At 41.0% G+C, this 19988-nt stretch carries 16 protein-coding genes; 5 read left to right on the forward strand and 11 right to left on the reverse strand.

Annotation, left to right across the window (positions count from 1 at the left end):
• Positions 1–9 precede the first annotated feature (9 nt).
• Together BUA96_RS14270 and BUA96_RS14275 are read left to right on the forward strand one after the other, a co-directional pair.
• Positions 10–531, forward strand: coding sequence for a class I SAM-dependent methyltransferase (locus tag BUA96_RS14270; RefSeq protein WP_072984165.1), 522 nt, complete (start codon positions 10–12; stop codon positions 529–531).
• Complete coding sequence (locus tag BUA96_RS14275; protein WP_072984167.1) at positions 528–1376, forward strand: glycosyltransferase family 2 protein; 849 nt, start codon at positions 528–530, stop codon at positions 1374–1376. Before BUA96_RS14270 ends, BUA96_RS14275 begins: the two co-directional genes overlap by 4 nt.
• On the opposite strand, the gene pafA is transcribed toward BUA96_RS14275, so the two are convergent.
• Positions 1368–3011 (reverse strand): alkaline phosphatase PafA, encoded by a 1644-nt coding sequence (gene pafA / locus BUA96_RS14280; protein WP_072984169.1) that lies wholly within the window; start codon positions 3009–3011, stop codon positions 1368–1370. The genes BUA96_RS14275 and pafA overlap by 9 nt on opposite strands.
• Before the next feature lie 115 nt (positions 3012–3126).
• Between pafA and BUA96_RS14285 the strand changes: the two genes are divergently transcribed.
• Both BUA96_RS14285 and BUA96_RS14290 read left to right on the forward strand, forming a co-directional pair.
• Positions 3127–3864 (forward strand): MlaE family ABC transporter permease, encoded by a 738-nt coding sequence (locus BUA96_RS14285; protein WP_072984171.1) that lies wholly within the window; start codon positions 3127–3129, stop codon positions 3862–3864.
• On the forward strand, positions 3864–4634 hold the full coding sequence (locus tag BUA96_RS14290) for an ABC transporter ATP-binding protein (protein WP_072984173.1): 771 nt from the start codon (positions 3864–3866) through the stop codon (positions 4632–4634). Before BUA96_RS14285 ends, BUA96_RS14290 begins: the two co-directional genes overlap by 1 nt.
• Here BUA96_RS14290 and BUA96_RS14295 read toward each other — a convergent pair.
• The 10 genes from BUA96_RS14295 to porU form a co-directional block, all read right to left on the reverse strand.
• Positions 4628–6052: a DUF389 domain-containing protein gene (locus BUA96_RS14295; protein ID WP_072984175.1), complete on the reverse strand. Its 1425-nt coding sequence runs from the start codon at positions 6050–6052 to the stop codon at positions 4628–4630. The genes BUA96_RS14290 and BUA96_RS14295 overlap by 7 nt on opposite strands.
• Positions 6053–6058: 6 nt before the next feature.
• Complete coding sequence (locus BUA96_RS14300) at positions 6059–7150, reverse strand: mannose-1-phosphate guanylyltransferase (RefSeq protein ID WP_072984177.1); 1092 nt, start codon at positions 7148–7150, stop codon at positions 6059–6061.
• Between the two features lie 9 nt (positions 7151–7159).
• Positions 7160–7756, reverse strand: coding sequence for a SprT-like domain-containing protein (locus BUA96_RS14305; protein ID WP_072984179.1), 597 nt, complete (start codon positions 7754–7756; stop codon positions 7160–7162).
• A gap of 3 nt (positions 7757–7759) precedes the next feature.
• Positions 7760–8446: an SDR family NAD(P)-dependent oxidoreductase gene (locus tag BUA96_RS14310; protein WP_072984181.1), complete on the reverse strand. Its 687-nt coding sequence runs from the start codon at positions 8444–8446 to the stop codon at positions 7760–7762.
• On the reverse strand, positions 8439–9491 hold the full coding sequence (locus BUA96_RS14315) for a M28 family metallopeptidase (protein WP_072984183.1): 1053 nt from the start codon (positions 9489–9491) through the stop codon (positions 8439–8441). Before BUA96_RS14315 ends, BUA96_RS14310 begins: the two co-directional genes overlap by 8 nt.
• A gap of 72 nt (positions 9492–9563) precedes the next feature.
• Positions 9564–11252, reverse strand: a complete 1689-nt coding sequence (locus BUA96_RS14320) for a pyruvate dehydrogenase complex dihydrolipoamide acetyltransferase (protein ID WP_072984185.1) — start codon at positions 11250–11252, stop codon at positions 9564–9566.
• Between the two features lie 4 nt (positions 11253–11256).
• A complete protein-coding gene (gene pdhA / locus BUA96_RS14325; RefSeq protein WP_072984187.1) occupies positions 11257–12258 on the reverse strand; it encodes a pyruvate dehydrogenase (acetyl-transferring) E1 component subunit alpha in 1002 nt (333 codons plus the stop codon).
• 231 nt (positions 12259–12489) lie between these two features.
• Entirely contained in the window at positions 12490–12972 is a 483-nt protein-coding gene (locus BUA96_RS14330) for a cytidine deaminase (RefSeq protein ID WP_072984189.1), read from the reverse strand.
• Between the two features lie 8 nt (positions 12973–12980).
• On the reverse strand, positions 12981–14153 hold the full coding sequence (gene porV, locus BUA96_RS14335; RefSeq protein WP_072984191.1) for a type IX secretion system outer membrane channel protein PorV: 1173 nt from the start codon (positions 14151–14153) through the stop codon (positions 12981–12983).
• Positions 14154–14190: 37 nt separating this feature from the next.
• Positions 14191–18090 carry a type IX secretion system sortase PorU gene (gene porU / locus BUA96_RS14340; RefSeq protein ID WP_072984194.1) on the reverse strand — a complete coding sequence of 1300 codons (3900 nt, stop codon included), beginning with the start codon at positions 18088–18090 and terminating at the stop codon, positions 14191–14193.
• 193 nt (positions 18091–18283) lie between these two features.
• Between porU and gldJ the strand changes: the two genes are divergently transcribed.
• On the forward strand, positions 18284–19981 hold the full coding sequence (gene gldJ / locus BUA96_RS14345; RefSeq protein WP_072984195.1) for a gliding motility lipoprotein GldJ: 1698 nt from the start codon (positions 18284–18286) through the stop codon (positions 19979–19981).
• Positions 19982–19988 lie beyond the last annotated feature (7 nt).

Here is a 19988-nt window from a genome sequence, read left to right on the forward strand (position 1 = left end):
TTAGTTACGGTGTACGAAAAAACTTTTCCCAATAAACGCTATGCGATCACAGCGCGCTTCTTAAAAAATACAGTGCCAACAGGGGCTGAAATATTAGATTTGGGAGTTAGTAATCCTTTTTCTGAAATTATGAAAGCTGAAGGATATTCGGTTACAAACACGGGCGGAGAAGATCTCGATCTTGATACGTCTGCCGTTAAAAACACCAACGCTGAGGTGGTGACTGCTTTTGAGATCTTTGAGCATTTACTAGCACCATATCAGGTTTTAAAAGACATTAAGGCTACTAAGCTTGTGGCAAGTATACCACTCAGGCTCTGGTTTGCTCCCGCATATCGTAGTAAAACCGATATGTGGGATAGGCATTATCACGAGTTTGAAGATTGGCAGTTTGACTGGCTTTTAGAGAAGTCTGGTTGGGAAATCAAAAAGCGGGAAAAATTCACGCATCCGGTAAAAAAAATAGGGTTTAGACCTCTTCTTCGACTTTTTACTCCTCGGTATTATATTGTTTACGCAGAGCGAAAATGAAACTAGTAATCATCATACCGGCATATAATGAGGCTGCACTAATAGGCAAAACCTTAGACTCGCTTCTGGCGCAACGTTTTTCAGCAGAAAAAATAGTTATTGTTGATGATGGAAGCACCGATGAAACTCCCAACGTCGTTCTTGAGTATGCCGAAAAGAATCCTTCCATTCAACTGATACAGAAATCTTCTGAAGCTGCACATTTACCCGGAAGCAAAGTCGTGCAGGCATTTAATTACGGTTTGGAGCGTTTAGATACTGATTATGACATACTGTGCAAGTTTGATGCAGATTTGATTTTTCCTGAAAACTATTTAGAAACCGTCGTAAAGGCTTTCGAACAAAATCAAAATCTGGGGATGTACGGTGGTTTTTGCTATGTGGAGCGCAACGGCTCTTGGGAGCTCGAAAACCTTACTAATAAAGATCACATCCGCGGCGCGCTCAAAAGTTATCGAAAAGCTTGTTTTGAAGCCATTGGCGGACTCAAAACAGCGATGGGATGGGATACTTTAGACGAGTTGCTGGCGCAATATCACGTCTGGGAAGTTGCTACGAATGAAACGCTGCACGTAAAACATTTAAAACCTACCGGGCACACGTATTCAGCAAAAGCAAAATATAAGCAAGGCGAGGCCTTCTACGGAATGCGTTACGGACTCGCGCTTACTGCAATCGCTTCAGGAAAGTTGGCGTTTAGAAAGAAAAGCTTCAAGCTCTTTAAAGACTACCTGAACGGCTATTTTAAGGCACAAAAAAAACACCTTCCGTTTTTGGTTACCCAAGAAGAAGGTGCTTTTATAAGAAAGCTCCGCTGGAGTAAAATCAAGCAGAAATTATTCTAAAACCTCGCTGATCACCGTTCCGGTGGTGCCATTAGGATCTTGAATTCCTAAAAGTGCAGCAACCGTAGGAGCGATGTCGGTAATTACCGTTTGCTCAAATGTATGACCGTTTTTAATTCCGTTTCCGTAGAATAACAGAGGCACGTGGGTGTCATAACTGTACGGTGTTCCGTGAGAAGAACCTGTAGGACCACCCGTTAAATAGCCCGGATCTAGAATAAAGAACACATCACCACTACGCTCTTGATCAAAACCTTTTTGAACCAACGCAGCCACGCCGCTATCGTAAGAACCTTGCTCCATTTGTGCGCGCGTAAACACCTTGCTGATGTTTTTATGCTGAAGCGCAAAATGCTTTATGTCTTTCTGCAAAGCTTCGGCGTCGATGCTTTCATCAGCCAGCACGGTATATCTAAAGAACACCTGATCGTTAGAAATATCTTCGATTAAATCATCTCTCCCATATTTCTGTTGAATGAACGTCTCCAGTTCATTTCTAAAACTGCGCATATCAAAATAACCTGAAGGAATTTTATTATCGCTTAAAAAAGAAGGAACGTGAACCGCCGCGTGATCTGCAGTTAAAAACACGGAGTAATTTCCTTTACCTACTTTTTTATCTAGTTCGCTAAGAAGTTTTGCGATCTCAAGATCCAGACGTACATAGGTATCTTCAACCTCTTTTGAATTCACTCCAAAATTGTGTCCTACATAATCAGTACAGCTATAGCTTACCGCAAGAAAATCTGTATCTGCATCCTGACCAAGATCTTCGCCCTCTAAAGCAGCAAGAGCAAAATCAGTGGTGATCGAGTTTCCGTAAGGGGTTGTTTTTAAAATACTATAACCCCCATTCTCTTTTCCTAATTTCTTTAGATCGTATGGAAATGTCGCTGTTTCCTTTCCTCTAAAACCGCCTTCATAAGCATTGAGATCTTCACCACTTTCTATATAAGTTTTGATTGGTTTATAGGTATCCCAATCCTTCATATAGGCTTTAGCCGGCTTTTTCTTATTAAAGTCTTTCACCCATTTTGGCAATTCATCCATATAATAGGTGCTGGTGATAAACACGCCTTCGTCACCACCCTGAAACCAATAGGCTCCATTTGCGGTATGCCCTGCAGGAAGGATTGCCCCACGATCTTTAATTGAGATACCGATGGTTTTTCCGCGCATTTGCGTGTGCAATCTGTTCTGATCTGTAATGGTTGAGGTACGCATACGTCGAGGTGACATTTGACCCGGTCCTACAGCATCTGTGCCTACAGAAGCCACCGTAGTATCTTCGGCGCAGTACACATGTTTTTTCTCAAATTTATTATACCAATCGTTAGAAATTATCCCGTGATTTTGCGGTGTAGTACCGGTATAAACTGAAGTATGCCCCGGCGCCGTTTTAGTAGGCATATAATTGTAATGATTGTTTCGGCAATCAAAACCTTCATTCTGAAGCCGCTTGAAACCGTCTTCTCCGTATTGATTTTCAAATCGTGTTAGATAGTCGTAACGCATTTGATCAACAACGATCCCAACAACAAGTTTAGGTTTTTGTGAAGTTTTCTGACCAAAGGATACCGTACCAGTCAAGGCTATTAAACCAAACGCCAGTGACTTTAAGGGTGATAAATTCATTCTATATTTTTTTAGACACACAAAGCTAAAGCATAAGAGTCAAGATGTAAGTTTAAGTTAATCTTAAATATGCATCCCGCCTATTTTTGCTATTTTTAGACCTGAAAAAATAACTATGGGATACCTTAAAGAGATAGGTCTTTATTTTATGATGCTTAAGGGTGTTTTTATCAAACCCACTAAAACATCAGTACTACGCAATTTAGTTCTTAAAGAAATTGATGACCTTATCATTGGCTCTTTAGGTATTGTCTGTTTCATCTCCTTTTTTGTGGGCGGTGTGGTTGCGATTCAAACCGCATTGAATATGGACAATCCTATTCTTCCTAAGTCGCTCATTGGTTTTGCCTCGCGACAGTCAATAATCTTAGAATTTGCTCCTACATTTATCTCCATCATTATGGCAGGTAAAGTAGGCTCTTTCATCACTTCGAGTATTGGTACCATGCGCGTTACTGAGCAAATTGATGCTTTAGAAGTTATGGGGATCAACTCTTTAAATTATCTGGTGTTCCCTAAAATAATCGCGATGTTGTTCTACCCATTTGTGATTGCAATCGCCATGTTTTTAGGAATTTTAGGCGGATACGCCGCGGCGGTTTTCGGTGGCTTTGCAACCGGGGATCAGTTCATACAAGGGCTTCAGGAAGAATTCGTTCCGTTTCAACTGGTTTATGCGTTTATAAAAACCTTTGTTTTCGCGCTTTTGCTGGCGACCATCCCATCCTATTTTGGATATTATATGAAAGGTGGCGCGCTTGAAGTAGGTAAAGCAAGTACCACATCTTTTGTATGGACTAGTGTTTTTATCATTTTAACCAATTATATCATCACTCAATTACTTTTAAGCTAATGATCGAAGTACAAAATTTAAAGAAAGGATTTGGCGGAGATGAATTGGTTTTAAAAGGAATCTCTACAACATTTGATAAAGGAAAAACCAATTTAATTATTGGTCAGAGTGGTTCGGGTAAAACGGTATTTTTAAAATGTCTTCTCGGACTTTTTAGACCCACGGAAGGTAAAATTCTTTATGACGGCGAAGCTTATTCTGAACTTTCGTCAGAAAAACAACGCACGCTGCGTGAGCAAATGGGAATGGTTTTTCAAGGAAGTGCTTTGTTTGACTCCATGACGGTTGAAGAAAATATTATGTTTCCGCTAAAAATGTTCACAAAACAGCGCAAGGCAGAACGCCGGGAACGTGCCAATGAAGTGATCAAACGGGTAAACTTGATCAATGCAAATAACAAACTTCCGTCAGAAATTTCAGGAGGAATGCAAAAGCGTGTTGCAATTGCCCGCGCCATTGTAAACAACCCGAAATATTTATTTTGCGACGAACCCAATTCTGGTTTAGATCCGCGTACAGCGACGCTTATTGATAACCTTATTCAAGAGATCACACACGAGTATGAGATCACGACGATCATCAATACACACGATATGAACTCTGTTATGGAAATTGGTGAAAAGATCGTGTTCCTTCAAAAAGGTCATCTCGCTTGGGAAGGCTCTAAAGAAACCATCTTTAAAGCCGACAATGATGACGTGACCAATTTTGTATATTCTTCAGATCTGTTTAAAAAAGTGCGCGAAGCGGTTCTTAAAGAGAATCAATAACGCGCTACCGAAAGGGTATCTAGATTATATTTCACTTTTAACCAAGCTTTCAATTTCGCCTCCTCATTACGTTTTGTGCGCTCTGAAAGTGAAGGTTTCCATTCGATCAAAAATGTAGGTATCGTATCTGCTTTTTCAAAATTGGTATTGATCGTATTTGAAAAACCAAAGCGTGCGATATTCTCATAATTTATATGCACCTCTTCACTCAAACTTTGAAAAGGCAAAGCCGAAGCTTTAAGTCGATTGATCTCATCTTCCAGCAACTGTATTTGCGAATTCTTATCTGCCAATGCCTGCTGGTTGTTTACATATAAATCTTCAAGAATACCAGATTTTACGGCACTAGAAAGTTGCTCTGCCATTTGCGACGACTGATCTGATCCTTGATGAATTTTCAAACTTACATCAGCAAGAGAAGCATCTTCGGTCAATTGCGTGTACCATTCTTCGATCTTCGCTTTCGGAACCAAAGCACCGATCAAGTACACATCTATTCGTTTTGATTTATAGTCCTGCGAAAACTTAACCACCTCAGCACCTTCATAACGTATTACGCGGGTGACATAATCTTTAGTCGCTGAAGTAAACACCTGCTCTTTATACAGAATATAAAATAGATATAAACTTGGGATCATCACCACCAAAGCGATTAAGGATGCCATTTGAGTCACAAAGCGTCTGCGTTTAGAATTGGCATACTTCACCATCGGGAAGCGTAAAAATTTAGCTACCAAAAACGTAGAAAGCGCTATAAAAACAGCATTGATCGAGAAGAGGTAAAACGCTCCCGCATAATAATGCCATTCTCCCATAGCAAGACCATAACCCACTGTACAAAGCGGTGGCATTAAAGCCGTCGCGATCGCTACACCAAAAATCACACTGGCGATAGTCCCTTTTTTAGTTTTAGCAACGATTAGGGCAAGTCCACCAAAGATAGCAACCAATACATCTAAAATAGTTGGGTAGGTTCGCGCTTCAAGTTCAGGAGTGAGCTCAGAGATAGGAGAAACTGCAAAGTAAAGCGTAGCGGTAAGCACACTTAGAATGATCATAACCGCAAGGTTGATGAGTGATCGCTTTAGCGTTTCTATATCGTTAATAGCAAGAGAAAGTCCGATACCTACAATAGGTCCCATAAGTGGAGAAATAAGCATCGCTCCTATCACCACCGCGGTACTGCTCACATTTAAACCAATGGAAGCAACAAAAATGGAAAAGATCAAAATCCAAGCGTTGTGTCCTTTGAACGATATATCTTTTTTTACCGCCTCAATGGTTGAATCCCGATCGGTATCACTTCGAATGTCTAATAATTCTGATAAAAATACGCGTACGCTGCGCCATAGGCTCTTGGCATCACGCTTCACCGCCTCATTAGAAACATTATCCCCTACTTTCTTTTGTTCTTCCATGGAATATTAAACCAAGTCTGACCCAAATTGTTTTTCAACTTCAGCACGTATAATTTTTACGTCTTGCTCTTTGGCTTTGGGCATAATTACCAAAACGTCATCGCTATCTACCACGATATAATCGTTGAGCCCTTCTACGACAACTACTTTCCCTTTTTCAGAACGAATAAGATTGCCTTGCGCTTCACGCAGCACCGTTTTAGCATTTACAATGACATTTTTATCCTGATCTTTTCCTAAGTTATCGTAAAGTGCACCCCAAGCTCCTAGATCGCTCCAATCAAAAGTTGCCGGGATCACCCCAACGTGACCACTTTTTTCAAGAATACCGTAATCGATACTGATGTTCTCTGCTTTGGCATAGTTATCCAAAATAAATTGCTGCTCTGCTTCGGTATTTAAAGCCTCAAAACCTGAATTAAACAACGCATACATTTCCGGAAGGTATTTCTCAAAAGCTTCGATAATGGCCCTGGCGCTCCAGATAAAGATTCCGGCATTCCAGGAATAATTTCCTTCCGCTAAAAACTGTTTAGCCGTTTCATAATCAGGTTTTTCCTTAAAAGCTTCCACCCCTTTCACAGCAGCAGTTGAAGCATTATACTGAATGTAACCGTAGCCGGTATGCGGAAATGTAGGTTCGATACCCAAGGTAACCAGCAGTTTTTCTTCCGAAGTATCTTCAGCACACGCTTCAAAAGCTGTATTTAAGTCCGTTAAAAAGGCTTTCTCATTTTCGATCCAGTGATCGCTAGGTGCCACGATCATTACTCCGTCAGGATTGGCTTTATAAATCTTTAACGCAGCTAGCAAAATACAAGGTGCAGTATTGCGCATCGCAGGTTCTAGAACAATATTCTCATCTTTAACTTCAGGCAGTTGCTCGTTTACCAGGCCTTTGTACTTTTCGTTAGTTAAAACCAGTACGTTTTCTGAAGGTACGGTTTGAGACAAGCGTCCAAAAGTGCGCTGGATCAAGGTTTCTCCGGCACCTAAAATATCATGAAATTGCTTAGGATAACTTGCTTTGCTCAACGGCCAAAAACGGGAACCTACGCCCCCGGCCATTATAATTGCATAGTAGTTGTGGTTTGTCATCTGGTGTTATTAAGTTAAAAGTTCAACCTCGGCGTTAGGTTGAAACAAGTATACTTTTCCTGTAGCGGTCTCTACACACTCATACCGTTTTACGCGACGTTCTCCTTTTTGAAAAACTTTGCCGTTGTAGAGTTTAAAGAGACTACCTCTCGGAATTTCAAATATATAGTTTTTATCGTTGGGTGGGTCAAATTGCTTGAGCGCCAAAGATAATTTAGCATCAGTATCGCTACTCGCTTTGGGATTTTTAAAGTGATTGGCGATAACCGGTAAGAGTTGCTTCGGAAAGATCTCAGGTCGTATAAACGGCAGCATTAAATTCTGAAACGTGTACTTCCACTCTTTCCCGTGAGGCTTAATTCGGTTACCAAATTTCACAAAAGCCACTAAGTGGGCGATCTCATGAATTAAGGTTATCAAAAAACGATACGAATTTAAATTGGTATTCACGGTAATTTGATGTCCGCCGTTCGGCAAACGTCTATAATCTCCGTGACGGGTAACACGCTCATCAACAATCTTAAGATGAACACCAAAGTTCTTGATCAACTCAAAAACCGGATCCACCGCTTGTTCTGGTATGTATTTCCCTAAAATCTGCTTCATAGTCTATGGCGTAGAAGCCGAAACCTGCAAAACTTTCCCGTTGTAAAATGCGTTTCCGGTAAGCGCAAAGTTTTTAATATACGCTGCCATCTCCTGAGCAGAAAGTGGCGCTTGATACCCCGGAAAGGCTTCTTCTAGCATTTCGGTTTGTACAGCACCTAAAGCCAATACGTTAAATGCGATTCCTTGTTCTTTATACTCTTCAGCAAGCAACTCGCTTAAAGTGATCACCGCACCTTTACTCGAACTGTAAGCCGCAAGACCGGCAAATTTCACACTGCCTTGTATGCCACCCATACTGCTCACTGTTACCACGTGACTTCCTGACTTCATAAAAGGTAATACGGCCTGCGTCAAAGCCGCAACTCCAAAAACATTGACCTCATAAACTTTCTGAAAGTCTAATTGTGTAAGACTTTCAAAGGGTTTATTGATCAATGCTCCTGCATTATGAATCAAAACATCGGCACTACCTCCCCATTCAGTCTTTACATAAGATGCTACTTTATGTAGATCTTCAGTCTTAGATATATCAAAGGGAAAAGCCTCAATGCGTTCTAAAGCTTGCTCTTTTAAAGGTTTCTCGTTTCGGGACAAGGCCAATACTTGATGCCCTTCCGAAGCAAACAGTTTAGTCATCTCAAAACCAATTCCACGGCTCGTTCCGGTAATTATTATCTTCTTACTCATTCCAAATAATTTCTTGAGTCGCGCTGTTTGCCATACCTTCAACTCCCGGAATCAACTGATTCACAATATTCGCTACGTGTTCAAAATTCATAGCAGCTGCCTCATCTCCAACATTATGATAATGATCAAAGTTGGTAAAATCAAAGGTTGAAACCGTCTGCGCCGGAATTTTAAACTGCTCATAAAACGCATAATTATCGCTGCGCTTAAACAAATTGTACTGCTTTGCCTGTGGTAAAAAACCCATCACTTTAGCTCCTGCATACGCATTGAATTTTTGCGCCATATTACTCTGCTCATAACCGGTGAGGTAAAGCGAATAATCTTTGTCAGTCATTGGCACACCAATCATCTCTATGTTGAACATCACATACGGATTGATATTCGTTGTTTTTAGGCGCTCCGCCAAATGCGCTGATCCCAGCAAGCCCATTTCTTCAGCAGAAAAGAGCGCAAAAATAATACTGCGCTTGTTGGTTTTTGATTTTGCAAAATACTTCGCCAACTCAATAACTGCAGAAGTTCCTGATGCATTATCGTTAGCACCATTTGCAATGGTATCACCTCCAACAGCATCAGCAGTGCCAATATGATCGTAATGCGCTCCGATGACAATAAATTCGTTTTTCAACTCAGCATCGGTTCCTTCAAGCATACCGACTACATTATATCCATCTAAACCTTTAGCATCAAACTTGTCCCGATACGAAGTGAAATACGGTTTTACTCCTGCTTGTTGAAATTCTTTAATGATATAATTAGCTGCCTCATCGATTCCTTCTGTTCCTGTTTTTCTTCCGGCAAGAGCATCTGAAGCTAAAAATTCAATATGTTTCTGAATTGCTGAAGCGCTAACGTTCTTTTTAAAAGTAACAGCATTAGGATTGGGCGCCGCCGATGTTGTTATGCTTTCTGCCGGCTCATTTGAAACGGCATATTCTTTTGAAGCATTTGCTGCTGCCGCTGCATCTACCTGACGCACTTCTGGAGTGCTTCCGCAACTTAAAATGGTTAAACTAAGTAGACCTAAAATAATCTTATTCATACGTTCAATATAAAAAAACCCATCAAATACTGATGGGTTTTAAAGTTATCTATTTTTAAAATGCTTGCTTAATTAAGCCAACATCAATACCGGATTCTCGATATAGGTTTTCAATGTTTGTAAAAACTGAGCACCTGTAGCACCATCAATAGTACGGTGATCACAAGCCATAGATAAAGTCATCGTGTTACCCACTACAATTTTACCATCTTTCACAACCGGCTTCTCAATGATGGACCCTACTGATAAGATCGCAGAGTTAGGCTGATTAATGATCGAAGTAAAGTTTGTGATACCAAACATTCCCAGGTTAGAAATGGTAAAGGTACTTCCTTGCATTTCTTCTGGCTTCAGTTTTTTGTTACGTGCTTTACCTGCAAGCTCTTTAACCTCTGCATTGATTTGCTGTAAAGACTTCTCATTTGCAAATTCAACAACAGGTACTACAAGTCCGTCTGGTACTGCAACTGCAACACCAATGTGCACGTGTTTGTTTAAACGCATCTTATCGTCAAACCATTGAGAGTTCACTTGAGGATGCTGTTTTAAAGCGATAGCAACCGCTTTAATAATCATATCATTATACGACACTTTTGTATCCGGAAGCTGGTTAAACTGACTGCGGAAAGCAATCATATTTTCCATATCAAACTCTACATTCAAGTAGTAATGCGGTGCTGTGAATTTTGATTTACCAAGAGACTTGGCAATCGCTTTACGCATTTGAGAATTGTTTACATCCTCATAGCTTTCTTCTCCTGTAGCAACAAATTGTTGCACACCTGCTCCTGAAGCTGCCGGAGTATAGTTCTCAATATCTTTGCGCACTACACGACCGTTTTCTCCACTTCCCGGAACTTTAGCAAGATCAATACCTTTTTCTTCAGCTAGTTTCTTAGCTAATGGTGAAGCAAAAATACGGCCATCGCTAGATGAAGTATTTTTTGCAGGTTTTGATTCTTCTTTTTTAGGAGCCTCCTTTTTAGGAGCTTCTTTCTTAGCTTCCTCTTTCTTCGGAGCCTCCTTTTTAGGCTTTTCTTCTTTCTTAGGCGCTTCTTTTTTAGCACCTCCAGATTTGAAATTACTGATCACTCCAGAAACATCAGTTCCTTCTTCACCAATGATCGCAAGAAGTGCGTCAACTTTTGCAGTTTCACCTTCTTGAATCCCGATATGAAGTAAAGTTCCTTTATAAAACGACTCAAATTCCATTGTCGCTTTATCTGTTTCTATTTCTGCGAGAATATCACCTTCGTCAACGCTGTCTCCTTCTTTTTTCAACCAAGAAGCAACAGTACCTTCTTCCATCGTGTCGCTAAGACGTGGCATAGTTACCACCTCAACACCTTCAGGAATTTCTGAACCGGCGTCATCAGAAGTTTCTTCTTCTGATGTATCATCGCTCTCTTCTTCACTTGAGGCTTCAGCATCATCTGCACTATCATTTTCTGAAGTTTCTTCTTCATCTTCAGATTCTGAATCTGCATCAGCGCTTCCGTCGATCAAACCAGAAATATCTTCTCCTTCTTCACCAATGATCGCAAGAAGTGCATCGACATTTGCAGTTTCGCCTTCTTCAATACCAATATGCAACAGCGTTCCTTCATAAAATGATTCGAACTCCATCGTTGCTTTATCTGTTTCGATCTCAGCAAGGATATCACCTTCTTCTACTTTATCACCTTTTTTCTTTAGCCAAGATGCAACGGTTCCTTCTTCCATTGTATCACTAAGGCGGGGCATCTTAATTACTTCTGCCATAATATTATTCTGGTTTATGTGCTAAAAATGGATAATCTTCCTGCTCGTAAACGACATCATACATAACTTCTTTTTCAGGGAAGTCACTTTCTTCAGCAAATTTCTCACACTCGGCAACACGCTTTTTAACGCGCTTGTCAATTGCCTTTAATTCTTCTTCTGTAGCGAATTCTTTCTCCAATAAGATATCTTTCACCTGAGTGATCGGATCGATCTTCTGGTATTCTGCTACCTCGTCTTTTGTTCTATATTTTTGAGCATCACTCATAGAGTGTCCTCTGTAACGATAGGTTTTCAATTCTAAGAACGTAGGTCCATCTCCACGACGTGCTCTAGCAATTGCTTCATCAAAAGCTTCTGCCACAGCCACCGGATTCATCGCATCTACCGGTCCGCAAGGCATTTCATACCCAAGACCTAACTTCCAGATATCTTCGTGGTTTGCCGTACGCTTCACTGAAGTTCCCATGGCATACCCATTATTTTCAACACAAAATACCACCGGAAGTTTCCAGTTCATCGCCATGTTAAACGTCTCGTGTAGCGAACCTTGACGTGCAGCACCGTCTCCAAAAAAGGTTAAGGTTACTGCATCACGCTTAAAATATTTATCACCAAAGGCAAGACCGGCACCTAGAGGAATCTGCCCTCCTACAATACCGTGACCTCCGTAAAAACGATGCTCTTTAGAAAAGATGTGCATAGAACCACCTAATCCCATAGAAGTACCTGTCTTCTTTCCGTAGAGTTCAGCCATTACGCGTTTAGGATCTTCTCCCATACCTATTGGCTGCACGTGGTTACGGTAAGCCGTAATCATCTTATCTTTTGTAAGATCCATTGCGTGAAGGGCTCCTGCAAGAATAGCCTCTTGACCATTATACAAATGCAAAAATCCTCTAACCTTTTGCTGAATATAAACTTGAGCCAGTTTATCTTCAAACTTGCGCCAGAAGGACATCTCTTCATACCAATTCAGGTATACCTCTTTTGTGATTTCTTTCATTAAATTATAGATTTATCTATACACTTTACTCACAGTGTGAGTTTTAAAACGAATTGAAAGCTTTGTTCAAATCGTTATTTTATTAAACATACCGAGATTTTTACCGGCATAATTTTACCGCCCAAAAAGACGGAGAACAAAAATAGTATATTCGGAACGAAGCGTGAAAATCTTTGTAGAAAAAATTGAATCGATTACACGTAGGTTTTGTGCAACTATCAAAGCCAGGACTTACAGGTATTCTTGGGTAAAAAGAAAGGGTAATAAATTGCTCAAAGAATCACTTTTAAAAATCTTACCGCTAGCTCCCATAAAATAGATCACCACAGGTTGCTTCTGCTTGACTTCGTATTCTGCAATAGCTTGACGGCACGCACCGCAAGGTGGTATAGGCGTAGTTGTAGGCTTATGTTTTGCGGTAGCTGAAATTGCCATCACCTCTAGTGTTTCATCAGGGAAGTTAGCTCCTGCATAATAGATCGCTGTTCGCTCTGCACAAAGACCTGAAGGATAAGCTGCATTTTCTTGATTACTCCCTTTGATCACCTTCCCGTTTGAGAGTAATAAAGCTGTTCCTACATGAAATTCTGAATATGGTGCGTAGGCCGAATCGCGTGCTTCAAAAGCCGCTTCCATCAATCGCTGAATCTCCTGAGGCAATTCTGAAAAATCTTCAAAAACCTCGAGTTCAGATTCGATTTTTATTTTTTTCATACTGAAATTTAGTATTCTATGTATTCATTACCAAAATTAAAGGTAATGCCAAAACGCAGTGTGTTTTCTAAAGGATTCCGTACTTGAGTGGTAGAGAATAAATAAGAAACATCGATGTCTATCGCCGAATATCTAAAGCCAAGTCCAAGCGTGGCAAACTTACGCGCTCCTTTTAAATCGCTTTCATTAAAATAACCTGCACGCAAAGCGAACGCATTATCGTATTTATATTCTGCACCCAAAGACCAGGTAACCTCTTTTATTTCTTCACTTATTCCATTAGGTGCATCGCCAAAAGACTGAAACATTCCTTCAAAAAAGCCTATAGCTTGATATTCTTCGGTGTCAGAACCATCAATCACGCCGTCCCCGTTAAAATCCTGCGGAGAAGGCACCAGTAGCTTATTAAATTCAAGTCCAACACCAATTACATTGTATGCATCAAGAATAAAGTCAAAACCTCCACCCAATCTCATATTGGCGGGAATAAAGTTTTCTTGACCGGCTTCGTCATATTTGATCTTAGGTCCAATATTTGAAATATTGAATCCCGCACGCCAGCGCCCGTTAAAGTCGTCGTAACTTATTTCTTCAGATTGATAAAATCCCGCAATATCAACACCAATAGAACTCGCCGCACTGGCATCTTCATCGTTGATCTGTAGTTTTAAATTACTGCGCAAATAACGCCCTGCAACTGCCATTGAAAAACGATCTCCCAAACGCAATGCATAAGACACATCAAGCGTAAATTCGTTCGGACTAAGAATAAGCGGATTTTCTAATTCGGCTTGAGAAGGATTGCTGCTTTGAATAGACTCAATATCCCCGAGGCTAAAATAGCGCAAGCTACCTGCAAAAGCGCTTCGGTCGTTAATACGATTAAAATAAGTGATCTGACCCAGAAAGATATCATCAACAATCTGACTCAAATATGGCGTGTAATTAAACCCAACACCTTGCTGTTTTTCAATAAAAGCATACTTGGCAGGATTCCATTGTTGGGCATACGCATCAGGGCGTGTTGCCACCCCTTGATCTCCCATTCCTGCGGCGCGCGCGTCTGCGGCTATCGCCAGAAAAGGAACTCCGGTAGTGATGGGGCGCCCTTCAACCTCTTGTGCATTTAAATTTTGAAGAACGGTAAAACAAAAGCCTAAAACAAGTAATGATCTATTCATTAAAAAAAGGGTCTTTTGACAAATATATAGATAAACCTTAGAGGATGACTAATTTCTCAAACTTTTCAACCTTCTTGTTCGTTAACGTAGATTTCACCGTAATCTTATATACATAAACGCCTTTCCCTATTTTTTGACCAAAATCATCCAGTCCGTCCCAAGTGATCTCTCTTGATAAAAAGCCTGTTGTGGTCACCACCTGATTGATCGTTTTAACCACTTTCCCTGAAACAGTAAAGATCTGCACCTGCACTTCTAGCGGCTCGTAAGGTCTGTTATGATTAAACCAAAACTCAGTATAATTCACAAACGGATTAGGATAATTAAGCACACGCTCCAGCTTAAGCTCTTCATCTCCGGCGACCACAAATTGCAGATCAGCCGTAGATGAATTATTATACGTATCCCAAGCAATGACCGTAACTGTATGTAATCCCGGCTCAAGATCGCGCAGAGTACGCAGTGCTTGCCCGATATTAAAATTATCTACATCGCTCTCATAAAAATCATTGAGAATTATAGGGTTCTCTTCATCGCCGTCAAGAATCGCGATCAGATCGTGACCAATTCCACCAGCGGTATTGATTCCGCTTAGATCCTCTACTTTCACCAGCAATGTAGGCGAAGTGTTTGTTATTCCACCGCTCACAAAATTCTCATCATTCATATAAAGATTGATGATTGGCCCTTCGTTATCCTCTGCGGCATTCTCGTTTAAACCGCCCACTAAAATCTGCTCATTAGCTCCCGCTTGATCTTCTAAAACTCCGTCTCTTACACTGTAAAAATTCACACGCCCATTACCCAAAGGAATCGCTGCATCTCTAGGAACCACAAACTCAAAATCAAACAAACCATCATTAACACTCGCCTGACCGCGATATAAAATAGCACCCAAAGTTTTAAAATCAAGAATCAACAAGTTACCATTAGCATCGGTGACACCATCATTACCTAGCGTCTGCTGATTGATATATTTATCATAAACGGTTGCCGAAAGTTTCCCGTTATAATCAGTGAGTAATTGCCCATTTTCGTCAACGACCTCTCCACTCATTTTCATTCGGCTTAAAGCCTTGAGCGTATCTACTTGCTGCGTAATGGGCGTGTCATTGATCGCCGTCAGGCGAATATCCGGTTTAGCAAACGCCAGTTTCATCGCGGGATCACCAATAAAGAAAATAACGCGGCGGTTGTCATCATTGATTTGATTTTTAGTTTCCCGAAGATTTTCAGCAACACTTTTGATAGTATTGGTTCCGAAGGAAAAAAGATTAGACGCTAGGGCTTCATTAAACAAAACTCCCAAGCGCACCGAAATCTCCCGCGTGGTCGCCACCAGACCGACCGCCCCGCCTTGATCATTCCAGAACAGTTCTTCTCCTGCAGCCACCCGATTAGGATTATCAAAACGAGTAAACTCACAAGTCACCGTCACAATCAACGGAAGCCGTTCACCGTTAGCCAGATTTTGCGCATTTTCACGCGTAAATATAAATTCTGAAGCCAGTGTGTTTTCACCCCCGTGTCCCAAATAGGTCATCACCAAAGCACCTGATTCTAAAGCATCAATAATAGCTTCATTGACTTCAGGATAGCGATCTCCGCCTGCAGAGGATTGCTGCTGGTAACTATCTGCGTGAATCTTCTTGACATTAATAAATGGCTTTTCTTGTTGAATCTGATCACCCAGAGCATCAATAGTAGATTCTAATTCTTCAAACTCCCAAGGCTGATCTACATCATCAGAAACCAGCACAAAATTGTTTCGCCAGCGACCAAAAGAGGCCCTTTCGTCATAGCTTATAATTTTATCAACCGCTGTCTTAGCGAGCATCGGTGTATCGGCAAGAATTCGCCCAACTGCTATATCCAGACGATCTGAACCACCACTCCCGGCCGGACTGTTGTTTTCGATCACACCTTCTGTTGCATCCATCGCCCCGAAATAATCATCACTCATATAGGATTGCGATTGCGAAAAACTATAATAGGTGTTAAAAGTAGGCACCATATTATTATTGCGATCTACCCGATCTTTGTAGTCAAAAGAAGTATCCCCAAACAAACAGAGGTACTTCAACCTGTTTTCAGCCGATGACGCATTGGCATAAACATAACGCACCAAATTGCGAATCGCACCAATATCTTGCTTCCCGGAGCTGAACTCGTTGTAAATTTCATCTAACGCGACAACTTTTACACGCAAGCCGCGGTACAGCCTGTTGTGATTTGCCAGTCGTTCGGCCTGAGAACGCAGCAGATCATTAGTAATTATCAGGTAATCAACATCCTCAAAACTCCCCGAAGATTGAAAAATAGTTCCTTTTAAATCTTGATTGGCTACGGAAGTATTCTCGGGGTCAATTAGCGGTTCAAAATAATCATCAGGATGAATGGCTACATATTTTTTAGCAGCATTCAAATACGTCTGAAACGTCAAAGTCGCCAAAGCTTCACTATTATCCACTACGCGCACTGTGGATTGATCGGTAATTTCCCAAACTTCAGCAAACCCTGAAGCATTTTGCAATTGATATCGCCCTATTTCATTTGAAACTTCAGGAGCAATCCCATTAAATTTTAGTTGACCTCCGGTTCCTGATAAATTACGCGTAGCTCCAACTCCTATAAAATCCAGATAACCTTCGCTTGAAGGGTTTCCGCTATTGTTATATTCTAACTGAACACTAATATTATCTCCCGCAGTAGTAACCGTAGGGTTCGCAGCCGGATAGGCATAACTATCATAAAAAGCCTCCCGAGCTAGAACAGATTCGTTGATTGGCAAAATATTCAAGCTCGCCACAGGCTGATTGTTTACACGCACCGCAAAATAGGTTGACGATTCTGAAATTGCGGCTGTGTACACCCGTAAATCCACAGCCGCATCGGCCACCCGATTAGGAAAATTAAATTCGAAACCCTGCAAGTTTTCGACATCAAACCGCGTTGCAAACCATCGCCTGCCCAGATTTAAAAGATTATACTCATCGCGCTCGTAAAATTGGTAATCCCTAAATGTGGTGATGGTTCTCGTTGCTGTGGTTGTCGGCTCTACTAAGGACTGTACGCGGAGTCCGGAAGTTCCATCGGCAGTAATAAAATAATAAGAGCGATCATCGTATGCATTGACATGAGTTAAACTTTCTGCATTAAACTGCCGCGTCCCTTCCCCATAAAATAATATATAATCTTCCCGATCAAAGCTTCCATCCTCACCACCCACTACTTTAATCGCAAGTTCTTGCGGATCAAAAACTGTATTGTCTTCATTTTTCAGCGGAAGCATAGCACCACCATCCCCATAAATTTTTAAAGTCTGCGGATTGATCGTACGAGGGTTGAACCCCAAACGCTGTAAAAAATCATAATCCAACTTAAAAACTCCGGTAGTATCTACATAAAACTTATAAAAAGTCCCCGATCGTAAAATAGAGTTACTGCGTTGCGGATTTTTATGCTGTGTTGAAATAGTACTGCGGATGCGATCATAAGCGATAGTGAACCGCTTCACCCGTTTTACGACTCCATTTTGCTGAATGATGGGCGCAAAACTATACTCAAAGTATCGGGTTCCACGAGCTCCCGAGAACTCAACTTGTAAGTTGTGCGATTCTGGTACTTGCTCTAAACGCAGCTGCTTTAGTGCTGACGGAGAAAGTGTCTCATAAACAACACGCTCTAACCTCACCGATTTTAGATCAAAAGTTTCATTGGTTTTCCATTTGTCTGCATAACGCACACCAGACCGTACAGCATACACAAAATGTTCTGGCGCAAAACCGGGTACTTGATGCGGTTTTGCACTAAAAGAAACATTCACTGCATCTTGCCAAGAAATCTCATGAGTTTTTTCTTGCCCAAAAAACACCTCAGTATTCAGCACACTTAAAAGGACAAAAAACAGGAAAAATTTTAAGTAGTTATTCTGCATGCAATCGCGTTCTTAAAACTAACATAAACCTTTTAAATCAGACTACTATACTAAACGCTTGTGATTTTCGTTAATAGCCTTGTAAACCCCAATGAATCATAAAGATTAAGCATTTGCAAAAATGAATTATTTATTGCAATTTGGGCACTTTATAGTATATTGCAGTCCCAAATCTTCTTAAGAATTTACACATATGAATAGGAATCTTGTGTTTAGAACGCTTGTTTTTGGCCTTTCGACGATACTTTTCGTTAGCTGCGGCCGCAACGGCAAAGACTACAAAAACAGTTCCCGTGCCACCGGTTGGAGTATCAATGACCGCGATGGAGGCTTTCAGGCCAATACAGATTACAAAGAGCAAGAGGCTGCACCAGGTCTTATTTTTATTGAAGGTGGAACATTTACCATGGGTCGTGTTCAAGACGACGTAATGCACGACTGGAACAACACCCCTACACAACAGCACGTACAATCTTTTTATATGGATGAAACTGAGGTTACTAACCTTATGTATCTTGAATATCTAGATTATCTTAAACGTGTTTTCCCACCCGAAGAAGCAAACTACAGAAACATCTATTACGGTGCATTGCCAGATACTTTAGTATGGCGTAACCGATTAGGCTTTAACGAAACTATGACTGAGAACTACCTAAGACATCCTGCTTACGCACGATATCCGGTAGTAGGTGTGAGTTGGATTCAAGCTGTTGAGTTCAGTACTTGGAGAACCAACCGCTACAACGAGTATGTTTTAGAACAAGAAGGTTTTACGCAAAAAGGAGCAAAATATAATGTAGATGCACAATCTACTTTTGACACAGACACCTACTTACAGGCACCTAGCTTAACTTATGGCGGTCAAGATGACGTGATCAGAGGTGGAAAAGCTTCAGCGCAGCGCGAAAAGAACAATACTCCTCGTGCTAACCCCAACAATCCGGGCGCAGGAACAGAGGCGAAAGATATTTACGTTCAAATGAAAGATGGTATTATTTCAACCACAAAATACCGTCTTCCAACCGAAGCTGAATGGGAATATGCCGCATTAGGCCTTGTAGGTTTAAGAGAATACAATGTGTACCGCGGTAGAAAAAAATACCCTTGGGATGGTGCTTACACACGCTCTGGAAACCGCAAAACACGTGGTGACCAATTAGCCAACTTTAAACAAGGTGATGGTGACTACGGCGGGATTGCAGGATGGTCTGACGATAATGCTGATATTACTGCTGAAATTAAGTCATACGAACCTAACGATTTTGGACTTTATGATATGGCCGGAAACGTTTCAGAATGGGTTGCAGATGTGTACAGACCTATTGTTGACGATGAGTATAACGACTTTAACTACTATCGTGGTAACGTGTATACTAAAAACGCAATCAACGAAGATGGCACTGTAAAGATCCTTACTACAGAAGATATCGTTTATGACACTTTAGAAAATGGAAAAATCGTAGCTCGCAATCTCCCGGGAGAAATTTTGCAAGTTCCTGTTGATGATGAAGAAACGTATTTAAGAACCCAGTTTTCTGAAAGCGACAACCGAAACTTTAGAGATGGTGACAAACAATCATCTAGATATTACCAGAGTTTCTCAGACACAGAGTCTGACAATGACCGTATGTATGACTCTCCGGTAAACCGTATTTCTGCTGGAGAAGAAGGGATGGTTAAAGAATATGACAAACAAAACGATCGTACTACTCTTGTAGATGACGAAGTTCGAGTTTATAAAGGAGGCTCTTGGAGAGACCGAGAATATTGGTTAGACCCGGCACAGCGTAGATATTTACCACAAACGATGGCTACAGACGATATTGGATTTAGAAACGCAATGTCTCGCGTAGGCTCAAAATCTACAAAGAATAAAAGTCCGCGTAACTAAATAAAGT

Source organism: Leeuwenhoekiella palythoae, from assembly GCF_900130045.1.
Lineage (GTDB): Bacteria > Bacteroidota > Bacteroidia > Flavobacteriales > Flavobacteriaceae > Leeuwenhoekiella > Leeuwenhoekiella palythoae.